This is a genomic window from Roseateles sp. P1_C6 (genome assembly GCF_056406315.1).
In genome coordinates this window covers 434,229-459,638 of sequence record NZ_JBFUAK010000002.1, presented here as the reverse complement: position 1 = coordinate 459,638, position 25,410 = coordinate 434,229, and the positions used below count along the sequence as shown (strand labels likewise).

The window sequence follows — 25,410 nt, the reverse complement described above, 5'->3', positions numbered from 1 at the left end:
CTCGTTCGTTATTTCGTTTTGCCGAGCAGCTTCTTGCGCTGCTCGGTGAAGTGCCACCATGGCTGGGCAGGGCCGCCGTTCATGAAATCGTGCGCGGCCATGAAGGTGTCCAGCACGCAGGGGTCGTGGCGCTGGCCCATGGGATCGCGCAGGCGGTCGTAGGTCTTCATCGGGTCCATGCGCTTCACGTCCGCTGGCGTCGTGATCCCCAGGCCGACCAGGTCCGCGGCCATCGCCTTGCCGATGTTGGGGATGTCGGTGAGGCGCCTGGCCTCGGCCGCGCAAGTGGCTTTGCTCATGGCATCACAGCGGAATGTTCCCGTGCTTGCGCCACGGGTTCTCCAGCTTCTTGTCCTTCAGCATCGACAGGCTGCGGCAGATGCGCTTGCGCGTCTCGTGCGGCTGGATGACGTCGTCGATGAAGCCCCGGCTGCCGGCGATGAAGGGGTTGGCGAAGCGGGCCTTGTATTCGGCCTCGCGCGCGGCCAGCTTGGCCGGGTCGCCCTTGTCCTCGCGGAAGATGATCTCCACCGCGCCCTTGGCGCCCATGACGGCGATTTCGGCGTTGGGCCAGGCGAAGTTGACGTCGCCGCGCAGGTGCTTGGAGGCCATCACGTCGTAGGCGCCGCCATAGGCCTTGCGGGTGATCACGGTGATCTTGGGCACCGTCGCCTCGGCGTAGGCATAGAGCAGCTTGGCGCCGTGTTTGATGATGCCGCCGTATTCCTGCGAAGTGCCGGGCATGAAGCCGGGCACGTCGACGAAGGTGACGACCGGGATGTTGAACGCGTCGCAGAAGCGCACGAAGCGCGCGGCCTTGATGCTGCTCTTGATGTCCAGGCAACCGGCCAGCACCAGCGGCTGGTTGGCGACGATGCCCACCGTCTGGCCTTCCATGCGGGCGAAGCCGGTGACGATGTTCTTCGCGTAGTCGGGTTGCAGCTCGAAGAAGTCGCCGTCGTCCACGACCTTGAGGATCAGTTCCTTGATGTCGTAGGGCTTGTTGGGGTTGTCGGGCACCAGCGTGTCCAGCGACAGGTCCAGCCGGTTGGCCGGGTCATCGCTGGGCCGGCAAGGCGCCTTCTCGCGGTTGGACAGCGGCAGGTAATTGAAGAAGCGGCGCAGCATCAACAGCGCCTCGACATCGTTCTCGAAGGCCAGGTCGGCCACGCCGCTGCGGCTGTTGTGCGTGGTCGCGCCGCCCAGTTCCTCGGCGGTCACTTCCTCGTGCGTCACGGTCTTCACGACCTCGGGGCCGGTGACGAACATGTAGCTGCTGTCCTTCACCATGAAGATGAAGTCCGTCATCGCCGGCGAGTACACCGCGCCGCCGGCGCAGGGGCCCATGATCATGCTGATCTGCGGCACGACGCCCGAGGCCATGACGTTGCGCTGGAACACGTCGGCATAACCGCCCAAGCTGGCGACACCTTCCTGGATGCGCGCACCGCCCGAGTCGTTCAGACCGATGACCGGCGCGCCGACCTTCATGGCCTGGTCCATCACCTTGCAGATCTTCTCGGCATGGGCTTCAGAGAGCGCACCGCCGAAGACGGTGAAGTCCTGGCTGAAGGCGAAGGCCAGGCGGCCGTTGATCATGCCGTAGCCGGTCACGACGCCGTCGCCCGGGATCTTGTTGTCCTGCATGCCGAAGTCCACGCAGCGGTGCTCGACGAACATGTCCCATTCCTCGAAGCTGCCTTCGTCGAACAGCAGCTCCAGCCGTTCGCGCGCGGTCAGCTTGCCCTTGGCGTGCTGGGCAGCGATGCGCTTCTCGCCACCGCCGAGCCGCGCGAGTGCGCGCTTGGCTTCGAGTGCTTGCAGGATGTCATGCATGGGGATCAGCCCTCAAACGGGAAATTGATTTCGACGCCGTTGCCGGCGGGGTCTTGCAGGAAGAACTGGTGCTGGCCGGTCAGCTCGGAACGCGACTCGCGGAAGGACACGCCCATCGCGGCCAGGTGGGCGGCCATCGCCCGGAAGTGCGTGCCGGCAAACGCCGTGTGATCGAAGGTGCTGGCCGCGGCGGGATTGACCGGGCCGCGCCGCGGTTCGTGCGGCCGTTGCTCGGACAGGTGCAGCACCGGGTGCCCGCCGGCATAGAGCCAGAAGCCCGGGCTGTCGAAGTCCGGCCGCGGCCCGACCGTCAGGCCCAGCACGTCACGGTAGAAGTCGCGCAGCGTGGCCAGCAGCTCGGCCGGTGCGCGCAGGTTGATGTGATGCAGGCCGGTGATCATGGGGTGCTCCTGAATGTCGCCAGCAACTGGCGGGCCGCGGTGGAGGCCGGCGTGCGGCCCTCGCGCACGGCCGCGGTGGCAGCGTCGAGTTGGCCGCGCACGGCGGTGTGCGAGACGAAGGCCTGTTTCAAGCCGGACTGGATGCGCTCCCACATCCACGCCAGCGACTGCTCGCGGCGCTTGGCCGCCCACGCGCCACGGGCTTCGCTTACCGCGCGCAGGGCCGTCAGCGCATCCCACACCGGCGCGATGCCATCGGACTTCAGCGCACTGACCTTCATCACGCGCTGCGTGGCGTGCGCATGCGTGGGCAGCAGCCGCAGCGCGGAGGTGATCTGCGCCTGCGCGCGCGTGGCGGCCCGGTCGTCCAGGTCGGCCTTGTTGATGACGACGAGGTCGGCCAACTCCATGACGCCCTTCTTGATGGCCTGCAGGTCGTCGCCCGCGTTGGGCAGCTGCAGCAGCAGGTAGAGGTCGGTCATGCCGGCCACGGCCGTTTCGCTCTGGCCGACGCCCACGGTCTCGACGATGACGACGTCATAGCCCGCCGCCTCGCACAGCAGCATGGCCTCGCGCGTCTTCTCGGCCACGCCGCCCAGCGTGCCGCTGCTGGGGCTGGGGCGGATGAAGGCGCGCTGGTCCATGGAGAGCTTTTCCATGCGCGTCTTGTCGCCCAGGATGGCGCCACCCGACAGCGTGCTGGACGGGTCCACCGTCAGCACTGCGACGCGGTGGCCGCGTTCCAGCAGAAACAGGCCGAAGGCCTCGATGAAGGTGCTCTTGCCCACGCCCGGCACGCCGGAGATGCCCAGCCGCAGCGCGCCGCCGGTGGCCGGCATCAACGCGGTCAGCAGCGCATCGGCCTGCTCGCGGTGGTCGGCCCGGGTGGACTCGATCAGCGTGATGGCCTTGGCCAGCGCACGGCGGTCACCGGCTTGCAGAAGGGCCGCCAGGTTCACGCCGTGGCCTCCCAGCGGTACTCGATGTCGAAGTCCTGTTCCTCGACGACCTTGAAGCCGTGGCGCAGATAGAAATGGTTCGCGCGGCTCTCACGCAGCGCGGCCAACGAGATGGGCAGGCCCCGTGACTTGACCTGGTCGATGACCCAGGCGCCGATACCCTGCCCTTGCGCATCGGGCCGCAGGTACAGGTGGTGCAGGCGCATTTCGCCGTCGCGCGGCTCGACGGTGAAGTAGCCGACGCGCTCGCCGCCCACGACCAGGTGCTGCATCCACTCGGGCCGGAACTGGCTCCGCAGCCGCGCCCGCGCGACCTTAGGGTCGAAGCGGCCCAGCCGCTCCAGGCTTTCGCGCAGCGCCTCGATGCGCAAGGCCAGCATGGCTTCGAAGTCCGCGTCGGCGACGGGCGCCAGCGTCGGTGTCATCAGGCGGCCACCTGCAACCGGATCTGCTCCAGCACGTCCTTGGCGCTGGCCGGGATGGGCGTGCCCGGACCGTAGATGCCCTTGACGCCCGCTGCGTACAGCATGTCGTAGTCCTGCGCCGGAATGACGCCGCCGACGAACACGATGATGTCGTCGGCGCCCTGCTGCTTCAGCTCGGCAATGATGGCCGGCACCAGCGTCTTGTGGCCGGCCGCCAGCGTGGAGATGCCCACCGCGTGGACGTCGTTCTCGATGGCCTGGCGGGCGCATTCCTCGGGCGTCTGGAACAGCGGGCCGATGTCGACGTCGAAGCCCAGGTCGGCGAAGGCGGTGGCGACCACCTTGGCACCGCGGTCATGGCCGTCCTGGCCCAGCTTGGCGATCATCACGCGCGGGCGGCGGCCTTGTTCGTCGCCGAAGGCGGCGATCTCGCCCTGCAGCTTGGCCCAGCCCTCGGCCGAGTCGTAGGCCGCCGCGTAGACGCCGCTGACCTTGTGCGTGTCGGCGCGATGGCGGCCGAACACGGCTTCCAGCGCATCGGACACCTCGCCCACCGTGGCGCGCAGGCGCACAGCCTTGATGGCCAGGTCCAGCAGATTGCCTTCGCCCGTCTCGGCGGCCTGCGTCAGCGCGGCCAGCGCGCTTTGCACCGCGCCGGTGTCGCGCGTCGCCTTGATGCGGTTGAGCCGCGCGATCTGTCCGTCGCGCACCTTGACGTTGTCCACGTCCAGGATGTCGATGGGGTCTTCCTTCGCCAGCTTGTATTTGTTGACGCCGACGATGACGTCAGCGCCGGAGTCGATGCGCGCCTGCTTCTCGGCCGCGCTGGCCTCGATCTTCAGCTTGGCCCAGCCCGAGTCCACCGCCTTGATCATGCCGCCCTGGGCGTTGACCTCTTCGATGATCTCCCAGGCCTTGTCGGCCATGTCCTGGGTGAGCTTCTCCATCATGTAGCTGCCGGCCCAGGGGTCGACGACGCTGGTGATGTGGGTCTCTTCCTGGATGATGAGCTGGGTGTTGCGCGCGATGCGGCTGCTGAACTCGGTGGGCAGCGCGATGGCTTCGTCCAGCGAGTTGGTGTGCAGGCTCTGCGTGCCGCCGAACACGGCGGCCATGGCTTCGATGGTGGTGCGCACCACGTTGTTGTACGGGTCCTGGGCCGTCAGGCTCCATCCCGAGGTCTGGCAGTGGGTGCGCAGCATCAGGCTCTTCGGGCTGGTCGCGCCGAAGCCTTTCATGATGCGTGTCCACAAGAGCCGCGCCGCGCGCATCTTGGCGATCTCGAGATAGAAGTTCATCCCGATGGCCCAGAAGAACGACAGCCGCGGCGCGAACTCGTCCACCGTCAAGCCCTTGGCCGTTGCCGTCTTCACATACTCCTGGCCGTCGGCCAGCGTGAAGGCCAGCTCCAGCGCCTGGTTCGCGCCCGCCTCCTGCATGTGATAGCCGGAGATGCTGATGGAGTTGAATTTGGGCATCTCCCGCGCCGTGTATTCAATGATGTCGCCGACGATGCGCATTGACGGCTCGGGCGGGTAGATGTAGGTGTTGCGGACCATGAACTCCTTGAGGATGTCGTTCTGGATGGTCCCGGCCAGCTTGTCCTGCGACACGCCCTGCTCTTCCGCCGCCACCACGTAGCCGGCCAGCACCGGCAGCACGGCGCCGTTCATCGTCATGGAGACCGACACCTTGTCCAGCGGGATGCCGTCGAACAGGATCTTCATGTCCTCCACCGAGTCGATGGCCACGCCGGCCTTGCCGACGTCGCCGGTCACGCGCGGGTGGTCGCTGTCATAGCCGCGATGGGTGGCCAGGTCAAAGGCGACGGACACGCCCTGGCCGCCGGCGGCAAGCGCCTTTCTATAGAACGCGTTGCTCTCTTCGGCGGTCGAGAAGCCGGCGTACTGGCGGATGGTCCAGGGCCGGGCGGCGTACATCGTCGCCTGCGGCCCACGCAGGAAGGGCTCAAAGCCAGGCAGCGTGTCGGCGTGCGGCAGGTCAGCCACGTCGGCGGCGGTGTACAGCGGCTTGACCGTCAGCCCCTCCGGCGTGACCCAGTTCAGCGCGGCCACGTCGCCGCCCGGGGCGGACTTGGCGGCGGCCTTGGTCCACTGCTCCAGCGTGGCGGTCTTGAACTCCGGGGCGTCCCCGGCGCGGCTGGCGTCCGACATCGAAACTCTCCTGTAACTGGCTGGGCATCTTAGCTGATGCGTTATTCATAATTATGAATTCAGATTCCTCTACACTCGGCCCATGCCCGCAGCCGGTTCGCTCGACCACGCCGCTTCAACCGCCCCGCTCGCCAGCCTCGCGCTGTACGAACAGGTGGCCGACCGGCTGCGCCAGCAGATCCTGGCGCGGGAGCTGGAACCGGGGTCGTGGATCGACGAGTTGAAGCTGTGCGGCGAGCTGGGCATCAGCCGCACGCCGCTGCGCGAGGCGCTGAAGGTGCTGGCGGCCGAAGGCCTGGTGACGATGAAGCTGCGCCGCGGCGCCTACGTGACCGAAATGAGCGAGCGGGATGTGCGGGAAGCCTACCAACTGCTCTCTCTTCTAGAAAGTGACGCCGCCGCCGAAGTCGCCAGCCGGGCCACCGACAGCGAGCTGAACGAACTGGGCGAATTGCACCGCGCGCTGGAAGAAGCCTTGCCCGACCGGGACGCCTTCTTCGCCGCCAACGAGCGCTTTCACCTGCGCGTGCTGGAGATCGACGGCAACCGCTGGCGGCTGCAGATCGTCGGCGACCTGCGTCGGCTGATGAAGCTCAACCGCCACCATTCGCTGTTCCGGGAGGGACGGCTGGCGGAGTCGCTGGAGGAGCACCGCGCTATCGTCAAGGCGCTGCTTTCGCGGGATGCGGAAGCCTGCCGGCAACTTGTCACGGCTCATTTTTGTAACGGCTTGAGCGCGACTCAGACGGCTTGCTGAAAGCAATTCGGGCCGCCGTGAACTGCCACCGAAAGCGCGCGCTTATCAAAGCGTGAATCGGGCGAAGCCTCACTAGCATGGCTGTCAGTGGGTAAACCACCCCCGGTCTGAGTGATCAGCGGCCGGGTGGGGTACCCGAATTCGCACCGTTTCGGCTCGATTCGAGAACTTGTTCCTCAAGTCAAGCCGACCCGGCCCGATAACCGACTGAAGCTCAAAAAACTTTGGGTTACGTGTGCGCCGCCGCGGCGCACGGGTAGCCGAAGCCGACGAGCAGCCCTCACGCGTCGAGGGCAGGTTTGATTCGACGCAGCGCCGCCGCCTGATCACAGCCGGCGGCCGACAGCACAAACAGCAGGTAACCCGCCATGGCAACAGTCGTTCCGTTCATTCCCGTTTCGCGCATTCCTGGCCTGACGACGGCCACGATTCGGGATTTCACGACCGAAGACTGGGCTGCCTTCAGCACCGACCAGCTCGTCGCACTGACGACTTCGCAGATGCCGGCGATCACATCGGCCGGCTTTGCCGCGCTGAGCACCGCCCAGTTGCGCGTGTTGCAGACCGAAGACCTGCGCGCCGTCACCACGGCAGCCATTGCGGCACTGGATTCGGACCAGGTCTTCGCGCTGAAGACTGACCAGATCGCCGCGCTGACCACCGGCCACATTGCTTCGCTGACGACCGACCAGCTCAAGGGTCTGAACACCGCCGACATGGTGGCGCTGTCGTCCGCCCAGGTCGCCGTGCTGCGCACGGAGCAGGTGGTGGCGTTGAACAGCGACCAGCTGCGCGCCATCGAGACCGCCGACGTGAAGGCGCTGACCAGCGCCGACATCCGCGCGCTGACCTCCGACCAGCTCAACAGCCTGACCTCCGACCAGCTGCGCGCGCTGACCAGCAGCCAGATCACGAGCCTGAAGACCGATCAGGTCCAGAGCTTGTCGACCGGCAACCTGAACGCGCTGACGACAGAAGAGCTGTCGCGCTTCACGACGGCCCAGGTCAAGGTGCTGACCACCGACCAGATCCAGAACCTGACGACGGCCAACCTTGACGCGCTGGGCACCGGCCAGTTCGCTGCCATGGGCTCCGACCAGCTGGCCGCCATGACGACGGCCCAGGTCCGCAACCTGGAAACCGCCGACCTGCGCGCCGTGACCACGGCCGCGCTGCGCGGCCTGAACTCCGACCAGATCAAGGCCCTCACGACCGACGAAGCCGGCGTGCTGACGACGGCCCAGGTCGCCTCGCTGACGACCGACCAGCTGCTGGGCCTGACCACGGCCAACGTCGTGGCTCTGTCGTCTTCGCAGGTCGCCGCCATGGGCTCAGCCCAGGTGGCCTCGCTGAACACCGACCAGCTGCGCGCCATCGAGACCGCCGACGTCAAGGCGCTGACCACCGGTGACGTCCGTGCACTGAACTCCGACCAGCTCAACGCGCTGACGACCGACCAGCTGCGTGCGCTGACCAGCGGCCAGATCACCGCGCTGACGACCGACCAGGTCCAGACGCTGTCCACCGCCAACCTGAACGCGCTGACGACGGAAGAGCTGACGCGCTTCACGACGGGCCAGGTCAAGGCCCTGACCACGGACCAGGTCCACAACCTGACGACGGCCAACCTGGATGCGCTGGGCACCGGCCAGTTCGCGGCGATGAACTCCGACCAGTTGGCCGCCATGACGACGGCCCAGGTCCGCAACCTGGAGACCGCCGACCTGCGCGCCGTGTCCACGGCCGCGCTGCGCGGCTTGAACTCCGACCAGGTCAAGGCGCTGAGCACCGATGAAGCCGGCGCACTGACCACCGGCCAGGTCGCGTCGCTGACGACCGACCAGCTGCTGGGCCTGACCACGGCCAACGTCGTGGCCTTGTCGTCCGGCCAGATCGGCGCCATGGGCTCGGCCCAGGTTGCGTCGCTGAACAGCGACCAGCTGCGCGCCATCGAGACCGCCGACGTCAAGGCGCTGACCACCGGTGACGTCCGCGCACTGAACTCCGACCAGCTGAACGCGCTGACCAGCGACCAGTTGCGCGCGCTGACCAGCGCCCAGATCACCGCGCTGACGACCGACCAGGTCCAGACGCTATCCACCGCCAACCTGAACGCGCTGACGACAGAGGAGCTGAGCCGCTTCTCCACCGGCCAGGTCAAGGTGCTGACGACCGACCAGATCCAGAACCTGACGACGGCCAACCTGGACGCGCTGGGCACGGGCCAGTTCGCCGGCATGAGCTCCGACCAGCTCGCCGCGATGACCACCGCCCAGGTGCGCAACCTGGAGACGGCCGACCTGCGCGCCGTCACGACCGCCGCGCTGCGTGGCCTGAACTCCGACCAGATCAAGGCGCTGACGACCGATGAAGTCGTGGCCCTCAGCACCGGCCAGGTTGCCTCGCTGACGACCGACCAACTGGTGGGCCTGACGACGGCCGATGTCGTCGCGCTGTCGTCCGCCCAGGTGGGCGCCATGGGCTCGGCCCAGGTCGCCTCGCTGAACAGCGACCAGCTGCGCGCCATCGAGACGGCCGACGTCAAGGCACTGACCACCGGCGATATCCGCGCGCTGAACTCCGACCAGCTGAACGCGCTGACGACCGACCAGCTGCGCGCCCTGACCAGTGCGCAGATCACGGCCCTGACGACCGACCAGGTCCAGACGCTGTCCACCGCCAACCTGAACGCGCTGACCACCGAGGAGCTGAGCCGCTTCTCCACGGCTCAGGTCAAGGTGCTGACCACCGACCAGATCCAGAACCTGACGACGGCCAACCTGGACGCGCTGGGCACCGGTCAGTTCGCCGCGATGAACTCCGACCAGCTGGCCGCCATGACGACGGCCCAGGTCCGCAACCTGGAGACCGCCGACCTGCGCTCGGTCTCGACCGCCGCGCTGCGCGGCCTGAACTCGGACCAGATCAAGGCCCTCACGACTGACGAAGCCGGCGTGCTGACGACCGGCCAGGTCGCCTCGCTGACGACCGACCAGCTGCTGGGCCTGACCACCGCGAATGTGGTCGCGCTGTCGTCCGCCCAGATCGGCGCCATGGGCTCGGCCCAGGTCGCGTCGCTGAACAGCGACCAGCTGCGTGCCATCGAGACCGCCGACGTCAAGGCGCTGACCACCGGGGACATCCGCGCGCTGAACTCCGACCAGCTCAACAGCCTGACGACCGACCAGCTGCGTGCGCTGACCAGCGCCCAGATCACCGCGCTGACGACTGACCAGGTCCAGACGCTGTCCACCGCCAACCTGAACGCGCTGACCACCGAGGAGCTGAGCCGCTTCTCGACCGCCCAGGTCAAGGTGCTGACGACCGACCAAATCCACAACCTGACGACGGCGAACCTGGATGCCCTGGGCACCGGCCAGTTCGCCGCGATGAACTCCGACCAGCTGGCCGCCATGACGACGGCCCAGGTCCGCAACCTGGAGACCGCCGACCTGCGTGCCGTCACGACCGGCGCGCTGCAAGGCCTGAACTCCGACCAGATCAAGGCGCTGAGCACGGACGAAGTCGTTGCGCTGAGCACCGGCCAGGTCTCGTCGCTGAACACCGACCAGCTCAAGGGCCTGACCACCGCCGACGTCGTCGCGCTGTCGTCCGCCCAGGTGGGTGCGCTGCGCTCCGAGCAGGCCGTGTCGCTGAACAGCGACCAGCTGCGCGCCATCGAAACTGCCGACATCAAGGCGCTGTCCACCACCGACCTGCGTGCGCTGGACAGCGACCAGGTCAACAGCCTCACCACCGATCAGTTGCGCGCCCTCACCTCCGCGCAACTCGCCGCGCTGACGACCGCGCCGCAAGTGGCCGGCCTGAGCACCAGCAACCTCAACGCGCTGACGACCGACCAGCTCGCGAAGCTGACGACCGGCCAGATCAAGGCGCTGACCAGCGACCAGATCCAGAACCTGACGACGACCAACCTGGATGCCCTGGGCACCGGCCAGTTCGCCGTCATGAACTCCGACCAACTGGCCGCGATGACGACGGCCCAGGTCCGCAACCTCGAAACGGCCGACCTGCGCGCCGTCACGACCGCGGCCCTGCGTGGCCTGAACTCCGACCAGATCAAGGCACTGAACACCGATGAAGTCGGTGCGCTGACCACCGGCCAGGTCGCGTCGCTGACGACCGACCAGCTGCTGGGTCTGACCACCGCCGACGTCGTCGCACTGTCCTCGGGCCAGGTTGCGGCGATGGGCTCGGCCCAGGTCGCCTCGCTGAACACCGACCAGCTGCGTGCCATCGAAACGGCCGACGTCAAGGCACTGACGACCGGCGACATCCGCGCGCTGAACTCGGACCAGCTCAACGCACTGACGACCGATCAACTGCGTGCGCTGACCAGCGCCCAGATCACGGCGCTGACGACCGACCAGGTCCAGACGCTGTCGACGGCCAACCTGAACGCGCTGACGACCGAGGAGCTGTCGCGCTTCACGACGGCCCAGGTCAAGGTGCTGACCACCGACCAGATCCAGAACCTGACGACGGCCAACCTGGACGCGCTGGGCACCGGTCAGTTCGCGGTCATGAACTCCGACCAACTGGCCGCGATGACCACCGCCCAGGTGCGCAACCTGGAGACGGCCGACCTGCGCGCCGTCACGACCGCCGCGCTGCGCGGCCTGAACTCCGACCAGATCAAGGCGCTGAACACCGATGAAGTCGGTGCGCTGACGACCGGCCAGGTCGCCTCGCTGACGACCGACCAGCTGCTGGGCCTGACCACCGCCGACGTCGTCGCGCTGTCGTCGACCCAGGTCGCCGCCATGGGCTCCGCCCAGGTCTCGTCGCTGAACACCGACCAGCTGCGCGCCATCGAGACGGCCGACATCAAGGCGCTGACCACCGGCGACATCCGCGCGCTGAACTCCGACCAGCTCAACGCGCTGACCACCGACCAGCTGCGCGCCCTGAGCAGCAGCCAGATCGTCAGCCTGACCACCGACCAGGTGCAGTCGCTGAGCACGGCTAACCTGAATGCGCTGACCACCGAGGAACTGAGCCGCTTCTCGACCGCTCAGGTCAAGGTGCTGACGACGGATCAGATCCACAACCTGACCACCGCCAACCTGGACGCGCTCGGCACGGGCCAGTTCGCGGTGATGAACTCCGACCAGCTGGCCGCCATGACGACGGCGCAAGTGCGCAACCTGGAGACGGCCGACCTGCGCGCCGTCACCACGGCCGCCCTGCAAGGCCTGAACTCCGACCAGATCAAGGCGCTGAGCACCGACGAAGTCGTCGCACTGAGCACCGGCCAGGTCGCGTCACTGAACACCGATCAGCTCAAGGGTCTGACCACCGCCGACGTCGTCGCGCTGTCGTCCGCCCAGGTGGCCGCGATGAACTCGGCGCAAGTCTCGTCGCTGAACAGCGACCAGCTGCGCGCCATCGAGACCGCTGATGTCAAGGCGCTGACCAGTGCCGACATCCGTTCGCTGAACTCCGACCAGCTGAACTCGCTGACGACTGACCAGCTGCGCGCCCTCACCAGCGCCCAGATCACCAGCCTGACGACCGACCAGGTCCAGACGCTGTCCACCGCCAACCTGAACGCGCTGACGACGGAAGAGCTGAGCCGCTTCACGACCACCCAGGTCAAGGTGCTGACGACCGACCAGGTGCAGAACCTGACGACGGCCAACCTCGCCGCGCTGGGCACCGGCCAGTACGCCGTGCTGAACTCCGACCAGTTGGCCGCGATGACGACCTCGCAGGTGCGCAACCTGGAAACGGCCGACCTGCGCGCCGTCACCACCGGCGCTCTGAAGGGCTTGATCTCCGACCAGGTCAAGGCGCTGACGACCGATGAAGTCGTGGCCATGACCACGGCCCAGGTGGCCGCGCTGTCGACCGACCAGCTCATCGGCATGACGACCGCCGACATGGTCGTGCTGTCGTCGGCCCAGGTCGCCGCGATGGGCTCCGCCCAAGTGGCCTCGCTGAACACCGACCAGCTGCGTGCCATCGAGACCGCCGACATCAAGGCACTGACCAGCGCCGACCTGCGCGCGCTGAACTCCGACCAGCTCAATGCGCTGACGACCGACCAGCTGCGCGCCCTCACCAGCGCCCAGATCACCAGCCTGACCACCGACCAGGTGCAGAGCCTGTCGACGGCCAACCTGAATGCGCTGACGACGGAAGAGCTGAGCCGCTTCACGACGGCCCAGGTCAAGGCCTTCAGCACTGACCAGATCCACAACCTGACGACGACCAACCTGGACGCGCTGGGCACCGGTCAGTTCGCCGTGCTGAATTCCGACCAGCTCGCGGCCATGACGACCGCCCAGGTGCGCAACCTGGAGACCGCCGACCTGCGCGCCGTCACAACCGCTGCCCTGCGCGGCCTGAACTCCGACCAGATCAAGGCCCTGACCACCGATGAAGTCGGCGCGCTGAGCACCGGCCAGGTGTCCACGCTGACGACCGACCAGCTGGTGGGCCTGACGACGGCTGACGTCGTCGCGCTGTCCTCCGCCCAGGTCGCCGCCATGGGCTCGGCCCAGGTCGCCTCGCTGAACAGCGACCAGCTGCGCGCCATCGAGACCGCTGACGTGAAGGCCCTGACCTCGGCCGACATCCGCGCGCTGAACTCCGACCAGCTCAACGCGCTGACGACCGACCAGCTGCGTGCGCTGACCAGCAGCCAGATCGTCAGCCTGACCACCGACCAGGTCCAGACCTTGTCGACGGCCAACCTGAACGCGCTGACGACCGAAGAGCTGAGCCGCTTCTCGACCGCCCAGGTCAAGGTGCTGACCACCGACCAGATCCAGAACCTGACGACGGCCAACCTGGACGCGCTGGGCACCGGTCAGTTCGCGGTCATGAACTCCGACCAGCTGGCCGCGATGACGACGGCCCAGGTCCGCAACCTGGAGACGGCCGACCTGCGCGCCGTCACCACGGCGGCCCTGCGTGGCCTGAACTCCGACCAGATCAAGGCGCTGACCACCGATGAAGCCGTGGCCCTCAGCACCGGCCAGGTCGCCTCGCTGACGACCGACCAACTGGTGGGCCTGACGACGGCCGACGTCGTTGCGCTGTCGTCCGCCCAGATCGCCGCGATGGGCTCAGCCCAGGTCTCGTCGCTGAACAGCGACCAGCTGCGCGCCATCGAGACGGCCGACGTGAAGGCGCTGACCAGTGCCGACATCCGTTCGCTGAACTCCGACCAGCTCAACAGCCTGACGACCGACCAGTTGCGCGCCCTCACCAGCGCCCAGATCACGGCCCTGACGACCGACCAGGTGCAGACCTTGTCGACCGCCAACCTGAATGCGCTGACGACGGAAGAGCTGTCGCGCTTCACGACCGCCCAGGTCAAGGCCTTCAGCACCGACCAGATCCACAACCTGACGACGGCCAACCTGGACGCGCTGGGTACCGGCCAGTTCGCGGTGATGAACTCCGACCAGCTGGCCGCGATGACGACCGCCCAGGTGCGCAACCTGGAGACGGCCGACCTGCGCGCCGTCACCACGGCCGCCCTGCAAGGCCTGAACTCCGACCAGATCAAGGCGCTGAGCACCGACGAAGTCGTCGCACTGAGCACGGCCCAAGTCGCGTCGCTGAACACCGACCAGCTCAAGGGACTGACCACCGCCGACGTCGTCGCGCTGTCGTCCGCCCAGGTGGGCGCGATGAACTCGGCGCAGGTGGGCTCCTTGAACAGTGACCAGCTGCGTGCCATCGAGACCGCTGATGTCAAGGCGCTGACCAGCGCCGACATCCGTGGCCTGAACTCCGACCAGCTCAACGCGCTGACCACCGACCAGCTGCGCGCCCTGACCAGCGCACAGATCACCAGCCTGACCACCGACCAGGTTCAAACCCTGTCGACGGCCAACCTGAACGCGCTGACGACCGAGGAGCTGACGCGCTTCACGACGGCCCAGGTCAAGGTGCTGACGACCGACCAGATCCAGAACCTGACGACGGCCAACCTGGACGCGCTGGGTACCGGTCAGTTCGCGGTCATGAACTCGGACCAGCTGGCCGCGATGACCACGGCGCAAGTGCGCAACCTGGAGACGGCCGACCTGCGTGCCGTCACCACGGCTGCCCTGCAAGGCCTGAACTCCGACCAGGTCAAGGCGCTGACGACCGATGAAGTCGGCGCGTTGACCACGGCCCAAGTCGCCTCGCTGAACACCGACCAGCTCAAGGGTCTGACCACGGCCGACGTCGTCGCACTGTCGTCGGCCCAGGTCGCCGCCATGGGCTCCGCGCAGGTGGCCTCGCTGAACAGCGACCAGCTGCGTGCCATCGAGACGGCTGACGTCAAGGCGCTGACCAGTGCCGACATCCGCGGCCTGAACTCCGACCAGCTCAATGCGCTGACCACCGACCAGCTGCGCGCGCTGACCAGCGCCCAGATCACCAGCCTGACCACCGACCAGGTGCAGACGCTGAGCACGGCCAACCTGAACGCGCTGACGACCGAAGAGCTGACGCGCTTCACGACGGCGCAGGTCAAGGTGTTGACCACGGATCAGATCCAGAACCTGACGACGGCCAACCTGGACGCGCTGGGCACCGGTCAGTTCGCGGTCATGAACTCCGACCAGCTGGCGGCGATGACCACGGCGCAGATGCGCAACCTGGAGACGGCCGACCTGCGCGCCGTCAGCACCGCCGCGCTGCAAGGCCTGAACTCCGACCAGGTCAAGGCGCTGACGACCGATGAAGTGGGCGCACTGACCACGGCCCAAGTCGCCTCGCTGAACACCGACCAGCTCAAGGGTCTGACCACGGCCGACGTCGTCGCGCTGTCGTCCGCCCAGGTCGCCGCCATGGGCTCTGCCCAGGTGGCCTCGCTGAACACCGACCAGCTGCGTGCCATCGAGACGGCTGACGTGAAGGCCCTGACCTCGGGTGACATCCGTGCGCTGAACTCCGATCAGGTCAACGCGCTGACGACCGACCAGCTGCGTGCCCTCACCAGCGCCCAGATCACCGCGCTGAGCACCGACCAGGTCCAGACCTTGTCGACCGGCAACCTGAACGCGCTGACGACCGAAGAGCTGTCGCGCTTCACGACCGCCCAGGTCAAGGTGCTGACCACCGACCAGATCCAGAACCTGACGACGGCCAACCTGGACGCGCTGGGCACCGGCCAGTTCGCGGTCATGAACTCCGACCAGCTGGCTGCGATGACGACGGCCCAGGTGCGCAACCTGGAGACCGCCGACCTGCGCGTCATCACCACCGCTGCGCTGCAAGGCCTGAACTCCGACCAGATCAAGGCGCTGAACACCGACGAGGCGGGCGCGCTGACGACCGGCCAGGTGGCTTCGCTGTCCACCGACCAGCTGCTGGGCCTGACGACGGCCAACGTCGTGGCCCTGTCGTCGGCTCAGATCGGCGCGATGGGCTCGGCGCAAGTCGCGTCCTTGAACACCGACCAGCTGCGTGCCATCGAGACCGCGGACGTCAAGGCCCTGACCTCGGGTGACATCCGCGCGCTGAACTCCGACCAGGTCAACGCGCTGACGACCGACCAGCTGCGCGCCCTTACCAGCGCACAGATCACCAGCCTGACCACCGACCAGGTGCAGAGCCTGTCGACGGCCAACCTGAACGCGCTGACGACCGAAGAGCTGTCACGCTTCACGACGGCCCAGGTCAAGGCCTTCAGCACCGACCAGATCCACAACCTGACGACGGCCAACCTGGACGCACTGGGCACCGGTCAGTTCGCGGTCATGAACTCCGACCAACTGGCCGCGATGACGACCGCGCAGCTGCGCAACCTGGAGACGGCCGACCTGCGCGCCGTCACCACCGCCGCCCTGCAAGGCCTGAACTCCGACCAGATCAAGGCCTTCACGACGGACGAGGCCAGCGCGCTGACCACGGCACAAGTGGCCGGCCTGAACACCGACCAGATCGCCGGCCTCACGACCGCCAACCTGGTGGCGATGACCTCCTCGCAGTTCGCGGCGATGGAAGCGGTGGACGTGCAGCAGCTGAACACGGACCAGATCCGCGCCATCGAGTCGGCCGACCTGCGCTCGCTGACCAACGCCTCGCTGCAGAAGCTGTCGGATGCCCAACTCGAGGCGCTGACCTCCGACCAGGTCGTCGGTCTGGCGGGCAAGGTAGCGGTGCTGACGACCGACCAGATCCACGATCTGTCGACCGCTCAGATCAACGTCTTCAGCACCAACCAGTTCGCGGTCATGACCACGGCGCAGATCGCCAACCTGACGGCGACTCAGGTCGGCAACCTGCAGACCGACGATCTGCGCGTGCTGTCCACGGCCAACATCCAGGCCATCGGCACCGACCAGTGGCAGGCGCTGACGACGGCCCAGTTCGCGACGCTGAAGGAGACCCAGATCGCCGCCATGACCACGGCCCAGGCCGCGGCACTGACGACGGACCAGGTCCACAGCATCACGTCGGACCAGATCCACAGCCTGAGCACCCGCGACATCGCCGCGATGAGCATGGCCCAACTGGATGCGCTGAGCACCGACGCCTTCCATGAGATGAGCGACGCGCAGTACAACGCCTACTTCGCGGTCACCCCGATCGCGCTGGATCTGGACGGCCACGGCGTCAACACGCTGGCTGCGGCCCAGGGCGTCAACTTCGACCTGCTGGGCACCGGCCACACCAACAAGGTGGGCTGGGTTGCCGGCAACGACGGTCTGCTGGTCCTGGACCGCAACCACGACGGCGTCATCAACAACGGCAGCGAGCTGTTCGGCATGGGCACCGTGCTGGCCAACGGCAAGCACGCCAAGGACGGCTACGTGGCCATGGCTGAGCAGGACAGCAACCACGACGGCAAGCTCGATGCGCATGACGCCAACTGGAAGCAACTCCAGGTCTGGGTGGACGGCAACCACGACGGCAAGACCGACGCGGGCGAGCTGAAGTCGCTGCAAGAGCTGGGCATCGCCTCGCTGGACCTGAACGCCGCCAAGGGCACGGGTGTGGACAACGGCAACCTCGTGGGGCTGGTCTCCAGCTACACGACGACCGACGGCAGCCAGCACCAGATGGCCGACGTGTGGTTCGCCAAGGACGTGCAGCCGCAAACGGCCCAGGCCCCTGTCACGGTCAGCCTGACCGATGTGCTGGCCGCGCCGGCCGATCCGCTGCTGGGCGCCGCACCGGTCGACCTCGCCAAGGCCGCCGTGCTGCCCGCGCCGGACGCCCACCTCGCGGCCATCGACCGCAAGCTGGCCGAGGACGACGAGCAGCGCCGCAACGGCAGCGCCTGGATCTGACGCCCGGCACCACTTTCTGATCTCCTGACGCCGGCACGGCGGTGCCGGCCCACCCAGGCCCTGCGGAGCAATCCGCAGGGCCTGTTCTTTTGCCGGTGGGTTTGCGCCCTCCTCCACCGTCCCGCAGGCCGTCGGCCGCGGCTGCAGTTCGTCAGGCGGCACTGCAGCCCGTCGGCAGCCCGGCGACCGCGACGGGTCAGCTCAGAAGAATGCCGCCCTGTCCGTCACGCCACGGGAGGCCTGCCTTGCACACCACCACCCAGCCCAGCCGGCCGCTTGCCAACGCGGCCGGCCTTTGGTTCCTCGTTGCTGCCACCGGCCTGAGCATCTTCGCCAGCTACATCGGCATCAGCTACGGCCGGGCGGCGATGGGCGGGCCGCCCGGCGAGTCGCGATGGGTGAGCGGCGACTGGCTGGGCAACTCGCTGCTCAGCGTGCACCTGGTGTTTGCGCTGCTGCTGACCGCCATCGGGGTGGCGCAGCTGGTGCCCGCCATCCGCCGCCGGGCGCCGGTGGTGCACCGCACGCTGGGCCGCGTTTTCATGAGCGGCGTGGTGCTGGGCACGCTCAGCGGCTTTTACCTGCTGTGGGTGCGCGGCACCGTCGGCGGCGTCGCGATGCATGTGGCCACCAGCCTGAACGGGCTGCTGATCCTTGCGTTCGCCTGGCTGGCGTGGCGCACCGCACGGGGCCGTCGCTTCGCCGAGCACCGGCGCTGGGCGTTGCGCCTGTTCATCGCGGTCAACGGCGTCTGGTTCTTCCGCGTCGGGCTGATGCTGTGGCTGATGGTCTGGCAAGCCCCGGTCGACTTCGACCCCAAGACCTTCACCGGCCCCTTCGTCAATGCGCTGAGCTATGGACAGTTCCTGCTGCCGCTCGCGGTGCTGGAGCTCTACCTGCGCGCACGCGGCCGCAGCATGGCGCTCGCCATCACACTGGGGCTGCTGAGCCTGGCGACGGCCGCGGGCATCTTCGGCGCGACGATGGGCCTGTGGTTACCCCGCCTTTGAGGCTTCAGCGGTAGTTCGCGAAGCTGGGCGCGATCTGGTCGTGCAGCACGCGCTCGTGCATCTCCAGCACCAGCGGGTGGAAGACATTGCCCAGCAGCTCGGTCCAGGCCAGCGGGTACGCGCTGGGGGTGCCGTCGGGGAATTGCACGCCGGTGCGGTCCTGCGGGTGGCGGGCGGGGTGCTCGCGCAGCGCGGCGAACTTGGCGTCCAGCACGGCATGCGTGCGCGACAGCCAGGCCGTCGTGAAGGGCGAGTAGCGCCGGCACACGAAGGCGCACAGGCCGATCAGCTTGTCGTAGTTGGCGCGCAGCACATCGCCCAGCGGCGGCGGAACAGGCGCCACGCCCTGCGGGCCGATCTCGGTGTAGCCGAGCACGTCGTGCCCGGGGTTGGCGCGCAGCCGCGCGAAGAACGGTGCCCACGGCCGCGACGTCTGCTTGACGTCTGTGTAGCCGCCGCCGTAGTGGTGCATCAGATAGACACGCAGGTAGTCCGCCTGGTGCGTGGCACTCAGGAAGGGGAATGCCGGGTGCAAGGGATGCTCCGGGTGCTGCCACGCTGCCAGATTGGCCGCGGTGAGCAACTGCACCGGGCAGCCCGCCTGGGTCTGGATGGACAGCAGCGCCTGCACGCGCTGGGCCGACATCGGGTTCAGCCCCGTCCATGTGCAGAACAGCAGCCCGCTGCGCAGCCCGTCGAACGCCCTCAAGTCTTCAATGGCTTGCATGCCCCATCGTAGGCGCCATCGTCGGCGTCCAAGCCAGGAATTCGCCCGGCCTGTGCAGGCTGTTCACGGCCCCTGCCGAGGTCGCCTGCGTCTAGCATCGCGGCATGCCTGCCTCGTCCACGCCGTTTTTCTCCATCGTCATGGCCACGCACCACCGGCCGGCCACGCTGGCGCGCGCGCTGCGCTCGCTGCGGGCGCAGCAGTGCGTCGACTTCGAGATCCTGCTCATCGCTGACGCACTGGACGCCGAAACGGCCCAGGTCGCCGCCGCCGAGCTGGGCCCGGCCGACACGTTCATGAAGCGCACGGGCGCCAATGGCCCCGCCGAAAGCCGCAACCGCGGCCTGGCGCTGGCGCGCGGCGAATGGGTCATCTTCCTGGACGACGACGACACGCTGGAGCCGCACCACCTGGCCACGCTGCAACCCCATTGCGAGCGCCCGGGCGCCCAGGTGCTGTTCACCGACATCACCATCGTCACCGAGGACCGGCAGCAACCGGGCATCCCCGAGCTGAGCCGCACGCCCACGCCGCTGGGCGACCGTGACCTGAACTCGCTGTGGGTCAAGAACTTCATCCCGCTGCACTGCCTGGCCTACCGGCGCGGGCTGCTGCAGGGGCTGTCGTTCGACGCCCACCTGGCGTCGCAGGAAGACTGGGACTTCCTGCTGGGCGTGTGTTCGCGGGCGATGCCGGTATTTGTGGCCGGTGGCGGCGCGGTCATGCACAAGGACTACGTGACCCCCGGCGCGAGGCGCGGCCAGCAGGAGACGTCCAACAACACCACCGTGGTGCTGGACTTCCTGCACGCCTACCGCCGCTGGCCGGCACCCTCCCCCGAGCTGAAGGCCGCGCGGGCGCAGCTGCTGCAGAGCGTGGGGCTGGCCTTGCCGGTCGAGTGGTTCTAGCCGCCCCGCGGGCCGAGCGCAGAACCGCTCCCAAGCCGGCCCGCCCTTGGGGGACCGACCCCGTACCCGCGGGCGAGGGGCTTCAGTTCAGTCGCCCCACTTGCCGATGTACTTCTTGTAGCTCTCCAGCCAGGCGTTGGAGCCGAAGCCGCCCTCGCTCTGGTGGGTGATGGCAATGGGCCAGGTCGACAGCCGCAGCCCGGCGTTGCGGGCCGTGCGGCAGAAGTCCATGTCGTAAAAGTGGAACTCGAAACGCTCATCAAAGCCCACCTGCTTCTCGCGCAGCACGTCGCGGCGCGCCGCCAGCAGCACCCCGTCCAGCAGCTCGCACTCCGCCGGCACCGGGCCGAAGGCCGAGATCTGGCCGAACGGTGACGGGCCGTGGGAGACGACGCCGCTGAGGTTGACGCGCTCGTCCCACTCGAACTTGGTGGTCGGGAAGGCCCAGGACGGCTGGCCCGGCACGCGACGGCGGTTGCCGGCCACGCCGATGACCTCGAAGCCGTGCACCGCGGCCATCACGTGCTCGAAGAAGAAGAAGTCGTCCAGCCAGACATCGTCGTGGATGAAGGTCAGCACGGGCGACGCATCCTGCGCGGCGATGCGCTCGTTGTACAGCGCCGGCAGGCCACGGCGGTTCTCGAAGAAGACGCGCGGCTTCAGGCGGTTGTCATGCGCCATGCGGCGCAGCGACAGGCCCAGGGCCGAGTGGCCCCAGAACTCGTCGGACGTCAGGCGGGTCGCGCAGACGAGATCGATCATGGCTTGGGTGCCAGTTCTCGCAGCACGCGCGCGGGGTTGCCGACGACCACCGCGCCGGCCGGCACGTCGCGCGTCACGACGGCACCGGCGCCTACCATCGCGCCCGCGCCGATGGTCACGCCTGGCAGGATGGTGGCGTTGGCGCCGATGCTGGCGCCGGCGCACACGGTCGTGCGCGCGAAGCTCTCCGGTCGCTGGCGGGAACGCGGGAAGGCGTCGTTGGCGAAGGTGGCGTTGGGGCCGATGAAGACGTCATCCTCCACGCGAAGGCCGTCCCACAGCTGCACGCCGCTCTTGACGGTGACGCGGTCGCCGACGATGACGTCGCCCTCGATCAGCACCTGCGCGCAGATGTTGCAATCAGCGCCGATGCGCGCCCCCTTCAGCACGACGCAGAACTGCCAGACGCGCGTGCGCTCGCCGATGTCGCTGGTCTGCACGTCGGCCATGGCGTGGATCTGGGCGCTCATGCGGCGGCTCCCTGCAGTTGGTCGGCACCGCAGTAGGCGTGCCAGGCGGCCAGGTAGTCGGCCTCGGCCGCGTCGCTGGTGCCCAGCGCCAGCGCGAGCTGCGCGACCTGGCACATGCCGGCGTCGCCCGCGTAATGCTGCAGCACGACCGCGCCCATGCGGCGAGCGACGGCGCTGCACTGCGCGGCGCTCAGGTGACCCAGCCGCTGCGCGGCCAGCGCCAGCGCGATCCAGGCCAGCACGCCCAGCTTGAAGATGCGGCCGCTCGTCTGCGACGTGTTCTGCTCGGGGCTGGTACGGAAGTAGCCCAGGTGTTCGTTGATGAAGATCAGCGGCGCCTGCTGGCTGGCCACCAGGAAGGCGCCGATGTCCTCCAGCCCCGTGAAGCTGACGCCGGCCAGGCGCGTCGTCAGCAACTCCTCACGCATGCCGGCACGGAAGGTGGCGTTGGAGAATTCGCCCAGCCAGTTGTTGGTGCCGGCCACCGTCTGGCCGAACAGCACGTCGGCGCCCAGCGTGAACAGGCGCTGCGGCTGCGCGGCCACGGCCGTGGGCACCGGCAGGCTGGCGATGGGCTGGCCCGACTCCAGCGCCGTCCAGCGGCGGCTGACGGCGCAGCTTGCGCGCGCCAGCGCATGGGCCTGCGCATGCTGCGCGTAGAAGTGCGGGTAGGGAATGTCGTCGTCGAGCTGCAGGTGGAAGAACTCGGTCTCGCCGCGGTAGTGCTGCAGCAGATGCCGGAAGTTGGCCCAGGCCCCCTGCCGCGGGCCGGGGATGACCTCGATGTTCAACGCCGGGTAGGCCGAGCGCGCGGCTGCGCTGCCGAGCGCGCTGACAAAGGCCTGGTCGGGGCTGTCATCCGACAGAACGACGCGGGCCGGCGGCAGCGTCTGGCTTTGCAGCGCCTGCATCAGCTCGCCGAGGTACTTGGCCTTGTAGGCCGGCACCAGCACCGTGATGTCGAAGCTCATGCGCAGGCCTTGACCGCGTCGATGACGGCGGCGATCTGCGCGGCCTGCATGCCGGGCCACAGCGGCAGGCTCAGCACCTCGGCATGGATGGCCTCGGCGATGGGCAGGTCGCCCGGACCCAGGCCCAGCTCGGCGTAGGCCGGCTGCAGGTGCGGCGGCACCGGGTAATGGATCATGGTGCCGATGCCGCGCTCGGTCAGCGCGGCCTGCAGCCGGTCGCGCGCCTCGTGGCGGATGACGAACAGATGCCAGGCCGGCTCGACGTCGTCCGGCACAAACGGCAACTGCAACGGCAGGCCGGCCAACGCCTGCAGGTAGTGCGCAGCAATCGCGCGCCGCTCGGCGGTGGCGGCCTGCAGGCCGTCCAGCTTGGCCAGCAGCACGGCGGCCTGGATCTCGTCCAGCCGCGAGTTGTAGCCCTTGATCTCGTTGTGGTACTTCTGGCGCGAGCCGTAGTTGCGCAGCACGCGCAGGCGGTCGGCCAGCGCTGCGTCCGATGTCGTCGCCCCGCCGCCGTCGCCAAAGGCGCCGAGGTTCTTGCCCGGGTAGAAGCTCCAGGCCGACAGGTCCGCCAGGTTGCCCACCGCGCGGCCCTTGTAGGTGGCCGCATGCGCCTGGGCGCAGTCGTCCAGCACGCGCAGACCGTGCTGTTTGGCGACGGCATTGATCGGGTCCATGTCGGCGGGCTGGCCGTACAGGTGCACGGGCAGGACGACCTTGGTCCGCGGCGTGATGGCCGCTGCGATGCGGGCAGGGTTCAGATTGAACGTTGCCGGATCGCATTCCACCGGCACGGGCGTCGCGCCGCACTGGCTGACGGCCAGCCAGGTCGCGATGTAGGTGTTGGACGGCACGATGACCTCGTCGCCCTCCCCCACGCCCAGCGCGCGCAAGCCCAGGTGCAGCGCATCCAGCCCGTTGGCCAGGCCCACGGCGTGGGCGCTGCCGCAGAAGCTGGCGTAGGCCGCCTCGAAGGCCAGCAGTTCCTGGCCCAGCAGATACCAGCCGCCGGCCGCGACGCGAGCCATGGCGGCGTCGATGGCGTCCTTGCTGGCCGCGTAGACCGGCTTCAGATCCAGGAAGGGAACGGCCACGCTCATCGTTGCGCCCCCTGCACGGCAGCCAGGAACTCGTCGTAGTTGCGGATGTAGTCCGCTGCCTCGTAGGTGTCGGAGGCCAGCACCAGCAGCACCGCGTCGGCCGAGAAGCGGTACTGGATGCCCCAGACCATGGGCGGGATGTGCAGGCCGACCTGCGGGCTGTCGAGCCTGACCTCGTCGCGGTGCTCGGCGTCGTCCAGCACGATGGTGCAGCTGCCCTTGATGCAGACGAGGAACTGGTGGCAGGCACGGTGCGCGTGCTCACCGCGCACTTCCTCGCTGGGTACGTCGTAGACGATGAAGAAGCGCTGCGGTGTGAACGGCAGGTGGGCGCCGATCTCGCCGAAGCTCAGCGCGCCGCGCAGGTCGACGATCTTGGGCAGGCGGTGCAGCGCGGCGCCGCGGGCGCTCAGCGCCGGCAGCGTGCCCGACATGGCCTGGGCCGACAGGCCTGTACCCGTGAGCGGCACCGCGGGTGTGTCCAGATAGCCCGTGATGTGCGCCGGGTTGCCGGCCACGATGGCGCGCGGCGGCACGTCGCGGGTGACCACGGCGCCGTCGGTGACCAGCGCACCGGGGCCGATGGTCACGCCGGCCCGGATGGTCGCGTTGGCGCCGATGCTGGCCCCCGCGCGGATGAGCGTGCGCAGCGGCTGGGCCTGGCGCCGCTGGCTGCGCGGCGCGGGGTCGTTGGTGAAGCTGGCATTGGGGCCGATGTAGACGTCGTCCTCGACATGCACGCCGTCCCACAGCTGCACGCCGCACTTGACGGTGACGCGGTCACCCAGCACGACATCGTTCTCGATGAAGACATGGTCGCAGACGTTCGCATCGGCGCCGATGCGGGCCCCGGGCAGCACGTGCGCGAACGCCCAGATGCGGCTGCCGGCACCGATGTGCGGCGTCTCCACCAGCGCATGCGAATGCACGAAGCAGTCCGCCGGCGGCTTGGCGCGCGGGTCCTTCCCGTCTGGCACGTTCATCCCTGAAGACCTTTCATTGGTGCGGCGTCCTCGTCGAGGCTGCCAATGATTTTCGCCGGATTGCCTGCAATGACGGACAGCGGCGGTGCCTGGAACCTGGGCGTCACGACGGCGCCCGCGGCCACCACGCTGCCGCGGCCGATGCGCGCGCCCTTCAGGATGATGGCGCGCGCGCCGATGAACACGTCGTCGCCGATCTCCACGTCCAGCGGGCCGGGGTCGGGTTGGCGGCGGTGCGCCAGGCGCAGGTCGTGCGAATTGCTGTCGCTGACGAACACCTCGGGCCCGACCAGGCAGCGCTCGCCGAAGCAGATGGCGGCACCCTCGGCGATCAGCACCAGCCGGTTGTTGAAGGCGCAGTCGGCGCCCAGCTCGATGAGCGAGGTCGGCGTGCGCGACTCGACATAGCTGCAGGCATAGCTACCCGGCGAGCGCACCACGCCGAACACGGCGCTGCCATGCACGCGGATGCGGCCCTGGCCCTTGAAGGACGTCGGCGTGAGGACGTTGAGCATCGGCTTGTCCATGCCGAACAGCTCAAGGCGCCCGCGGTCAGAGCAGTGGAAGTGGTAATGGACCAGCAGCGTGCGTATCCACGTCTCCAGCTCCAGGGGGTTGCTGCGTGCCAGCAGCCCGCGCAGACGTTCGATTCGCCGTTGCATA

General features: G+C 68.2%; 17 protein-coding genes. 4 read left to right on the top strand and 13 right to left on the bottom strand.

Features of this window, described 5'->3' with window-relative positions; genetic code table 11:
- Window positions 1–8: 8 nt before the first annotated feature.
- From AC1D29_RS05080 to scpA, 6 genes are read right to left on the bottom strand one after another with little or no spacing between them, the layout of a single operon-like run.
- Window positions 9–299, bottom strand: coding sequence for a helix-hairpin-helix domain-containing protein (locus AC1D29_RS05080; protein WP_477894815.1), 291 nt, complete (start codon window positions 297–299; stop codon window positions 9–11).
- A 4-nt stretch (window positions 300–303) separates the two neighbouring features.
- Window positions 304–1,836: an acyl-CoA carboxylase subunit beta gene (locus tag AC1D29_RS05075; RefSeq protein ID WP_477894813.1), complete on the bottom strand. Its 1,533-nt coding sequence runs from the start codon at window positions 1,834–1,836 to the stop codon at window positions 304–306.
- A gap of 5 nt (window positions 1,837–1,841) precedes the next feature.
- Window positions 1,842–2,237 carry a VOC family protein gene (locus tag AC1D29_RS05070; protein WP_477894811.1) on the bottom strand — a complete coding sequence of 132 codons (396 nt, stop codon included), beginning with the start codon at window positions 2,235–2,237 and terminating at the stop codon, window positions 1,842–1,844.
- Window positions 2,234–3,196 carry a methylmalonyl Co-A mutase-associated GTPase MeaB gene (gene meaB, locus AC1D29_RS05065; RefSeq protein ID WP_477894809.1) on the bottom strand — a complete coding sequence of 321 codons (963 nt, stop codon included), beginning with the start codon at window positions 3,194–3,196 and terminating at the stop codon, window positions 2,234–2,236. Before meaB ends, AC1D29_RS05070 begins: the two co-directional genes overlap by 4 nt.
- The gene (locus AC1D29_RS05060; RefSeq protein WP_477894808.1) at window positions 3,193–3,621 is read right to left on the bottom strand and encodes a GNAT family N-acetyltransferase; all 429 of its coding nucleotides are present in this window, start codon (window positions 3,619–3,621) and stop codon (window positions 3,193–3,195) included. The genes meaB and AC1D29_RS05060 overlap by 4 nt, the downstream gene beginning before the upstream one ends.
- The gene (gene scpA / locus AC1D29_RS05055) at window positions 3,621–5,795 is read right to left on the bottom strand and encodes a methylmalonyl-CoA mutase (protein WP_477894807.1); all 2,175 of its coding nucleotides are present in this window, start codon (window positions 5,793–5,795) and stop codon (window positions 3,621–3,623) included. The genes AC1D29_RS05060 and scpA overlap by 1 nt, the downstream gene beginning before the upstream one ends.
- A gap of 82 nt (window positions 5,796–5,877) precedes the next feature.
- Between scpA and AC1D29_RS05050 the strand changes: the two genes are divergently transcribed.
- From AC1D29_RS05050 to AC1D29_RS05040, 3 genes are all read left to right on the top strand, one after another.
- A complete protein-coding gene (locus tag AC1D29_RS05050; RefSeq protein WP_477894806.1) occupies window positions 5,878–6,552 on the top strand; it encodes a GntR family transcriptional regulator in 675 nt (224 codons plus the stop codon).
- 368 nt (window positions 6,553–6,920) lie between these two features.
- Window positions 6,921–17,816: a hypothetical protein gene (locus tag AC1D29_RS05045; protein ID WP_477894805.1), complete on the top strand. Its 10,896-nt coding sequence runs from the start codon at window positions 6,921–6,923 to the stop codon at window positions 17,814–17,816.
- Between the two features lie 245 nt (window positions 17,817–18,061).
- Complete coding sequence (locus tag AC1D29_RS05040) at window positions 18,062–18,826, top strand: DUF2306 domain-containing protein (RefSeq protein WP_477894804.1); 765 nt, start codon at window positions 18,062–18,064, stop codon at window positions 18,824–18,826.
- 4 nt (window positions 18,827–18,830) lie between these two features.
- Here the strand turns inward: AC1D29_RS05040 and AC1D29_RS05035 are convergent, their stop codons facing one another.
- A complete protein-coding gene (locus tag AC1D29_RS05035) occupies window positions 18,831–19,553 on the bottom strand; it encodes a glycosyltransferase family 32 protein (RefSeq protein WP_477894803.1) in 723 nt (240 codons plus the stop codon).
- Window positions 19,554–19,657: 104 nt separating this feature from the next.
- Here AC1D29_RS05035 and AC1D29_RS05030 point away from each other — a divergent pair, with 104 nt between their 5' ends.
- The gene (locus AC1D29_RS05030; RefSeq protein WP_477894802.1) at window positions 19,658–20,461 is read left to right on the top strand and encodes a glycosyltransferase family 2 protein; all 804 of its coding nucleotides are present in this window, start codon (window positions 19,658–19,660) and stop codon (window positions 20,459–20,461) included.
- An 87-nt stretch (window positions 20,462–20,548) separates the two neighbouring features.
- On the opposite strand, the gene AC1D29_RS05025 is transcribed toward AC1D29_RS05030, so the two are convergent.
- Genes AC1D29_RS05025 through AC1D29_RS05000 form a run of 6 tightly spaced genes read right to left on the bottom strand, consistent with a single transcriptional unit; the run spans window position 20,549 to window position 25,409 of the window.
- Window positions 20,549–21,223: a hypothetical protein gene (locus tag AC1D29_RS05025; protein WP_477894801.1), complete on the bottom strand. Its 675-nt coding sequence runs from the start codon at window positions 21,221–21,223 to the stop codon at window positions 20,549–20,551.
- Window positions 21,220–21,693 carry an acyltransferase gene (locus AC1D29_RS05020; protein WP_477894800.1) on the bottom strand — a complete coding sequence of 158 codons (474 nt, stop codon included), beginning with the start codon at window positions 21,691–21,693 and terminating at the stop codon, window positions 21,220–21,222. The genes AC1D29_RS05025 and AC1D29_RS05020 overlap by 4 nt, the downstream gene beginning before the upstream one ends.
- Window positions 21,690–22,664, bottom strand: coding sequence for a glycosyltransferase family A protein (locus AC1D29_RS05015; RefSeq protein WP_477894799.1), 975 nt, complete (start codon window positions 22,662–22,664; stop codon window positions 21,690–21,692). The genes AC1D29_RS05020 and AC1D29_RS05015 overlap by 4 nt, the downstream gene beginning before the upstream one ends.
- Entirely contained in the window at window positions 22,661–23,764 is a 1,104-nt protein-coding gene (locus AC1D29_RS05010) for a DegT/DnrJ/EryC1/StrS family aminotransferase (RefSeq protein ID WP_477894798.1), read from the bottom strand. Before AC1D29_RS05010 ends, AC1D29_RS05015 begins: the two co-directional genes overlap by 4 nt.
- Entirely contained in the window at window positions 23,761–24,747 is a 987-nt protein-coding gene (locus tag AC1D29_RS05005) for a WxcM-like domain-containing protein (RefSeq protein ID WP_477894797.1), read from the bottom strand. Before AC1D29_RS05005 ends, AC1D29_RS05010 begins: the two co-directional genes overlap by 4 nt.
- Window positions 24,744–25,409 carry an acyltransferase gene (locus tag AC1D29_RS05000; protein WP_477894796.1) on the bottom strand — a complete coding sequence of 222 codons (666 nt, stop codon included), beginning with the start codon at window positions 25,407–25,409 and terminating at the stop codon, window positions 24,744–24,746. Before AC1D29_RS05000 ends, AC1D29_RS05005 begins: the two co-directional genes overlap by 4 nt.
- Between the last annotated feature and the right edge of the window lies 1 nt (window position 25,410).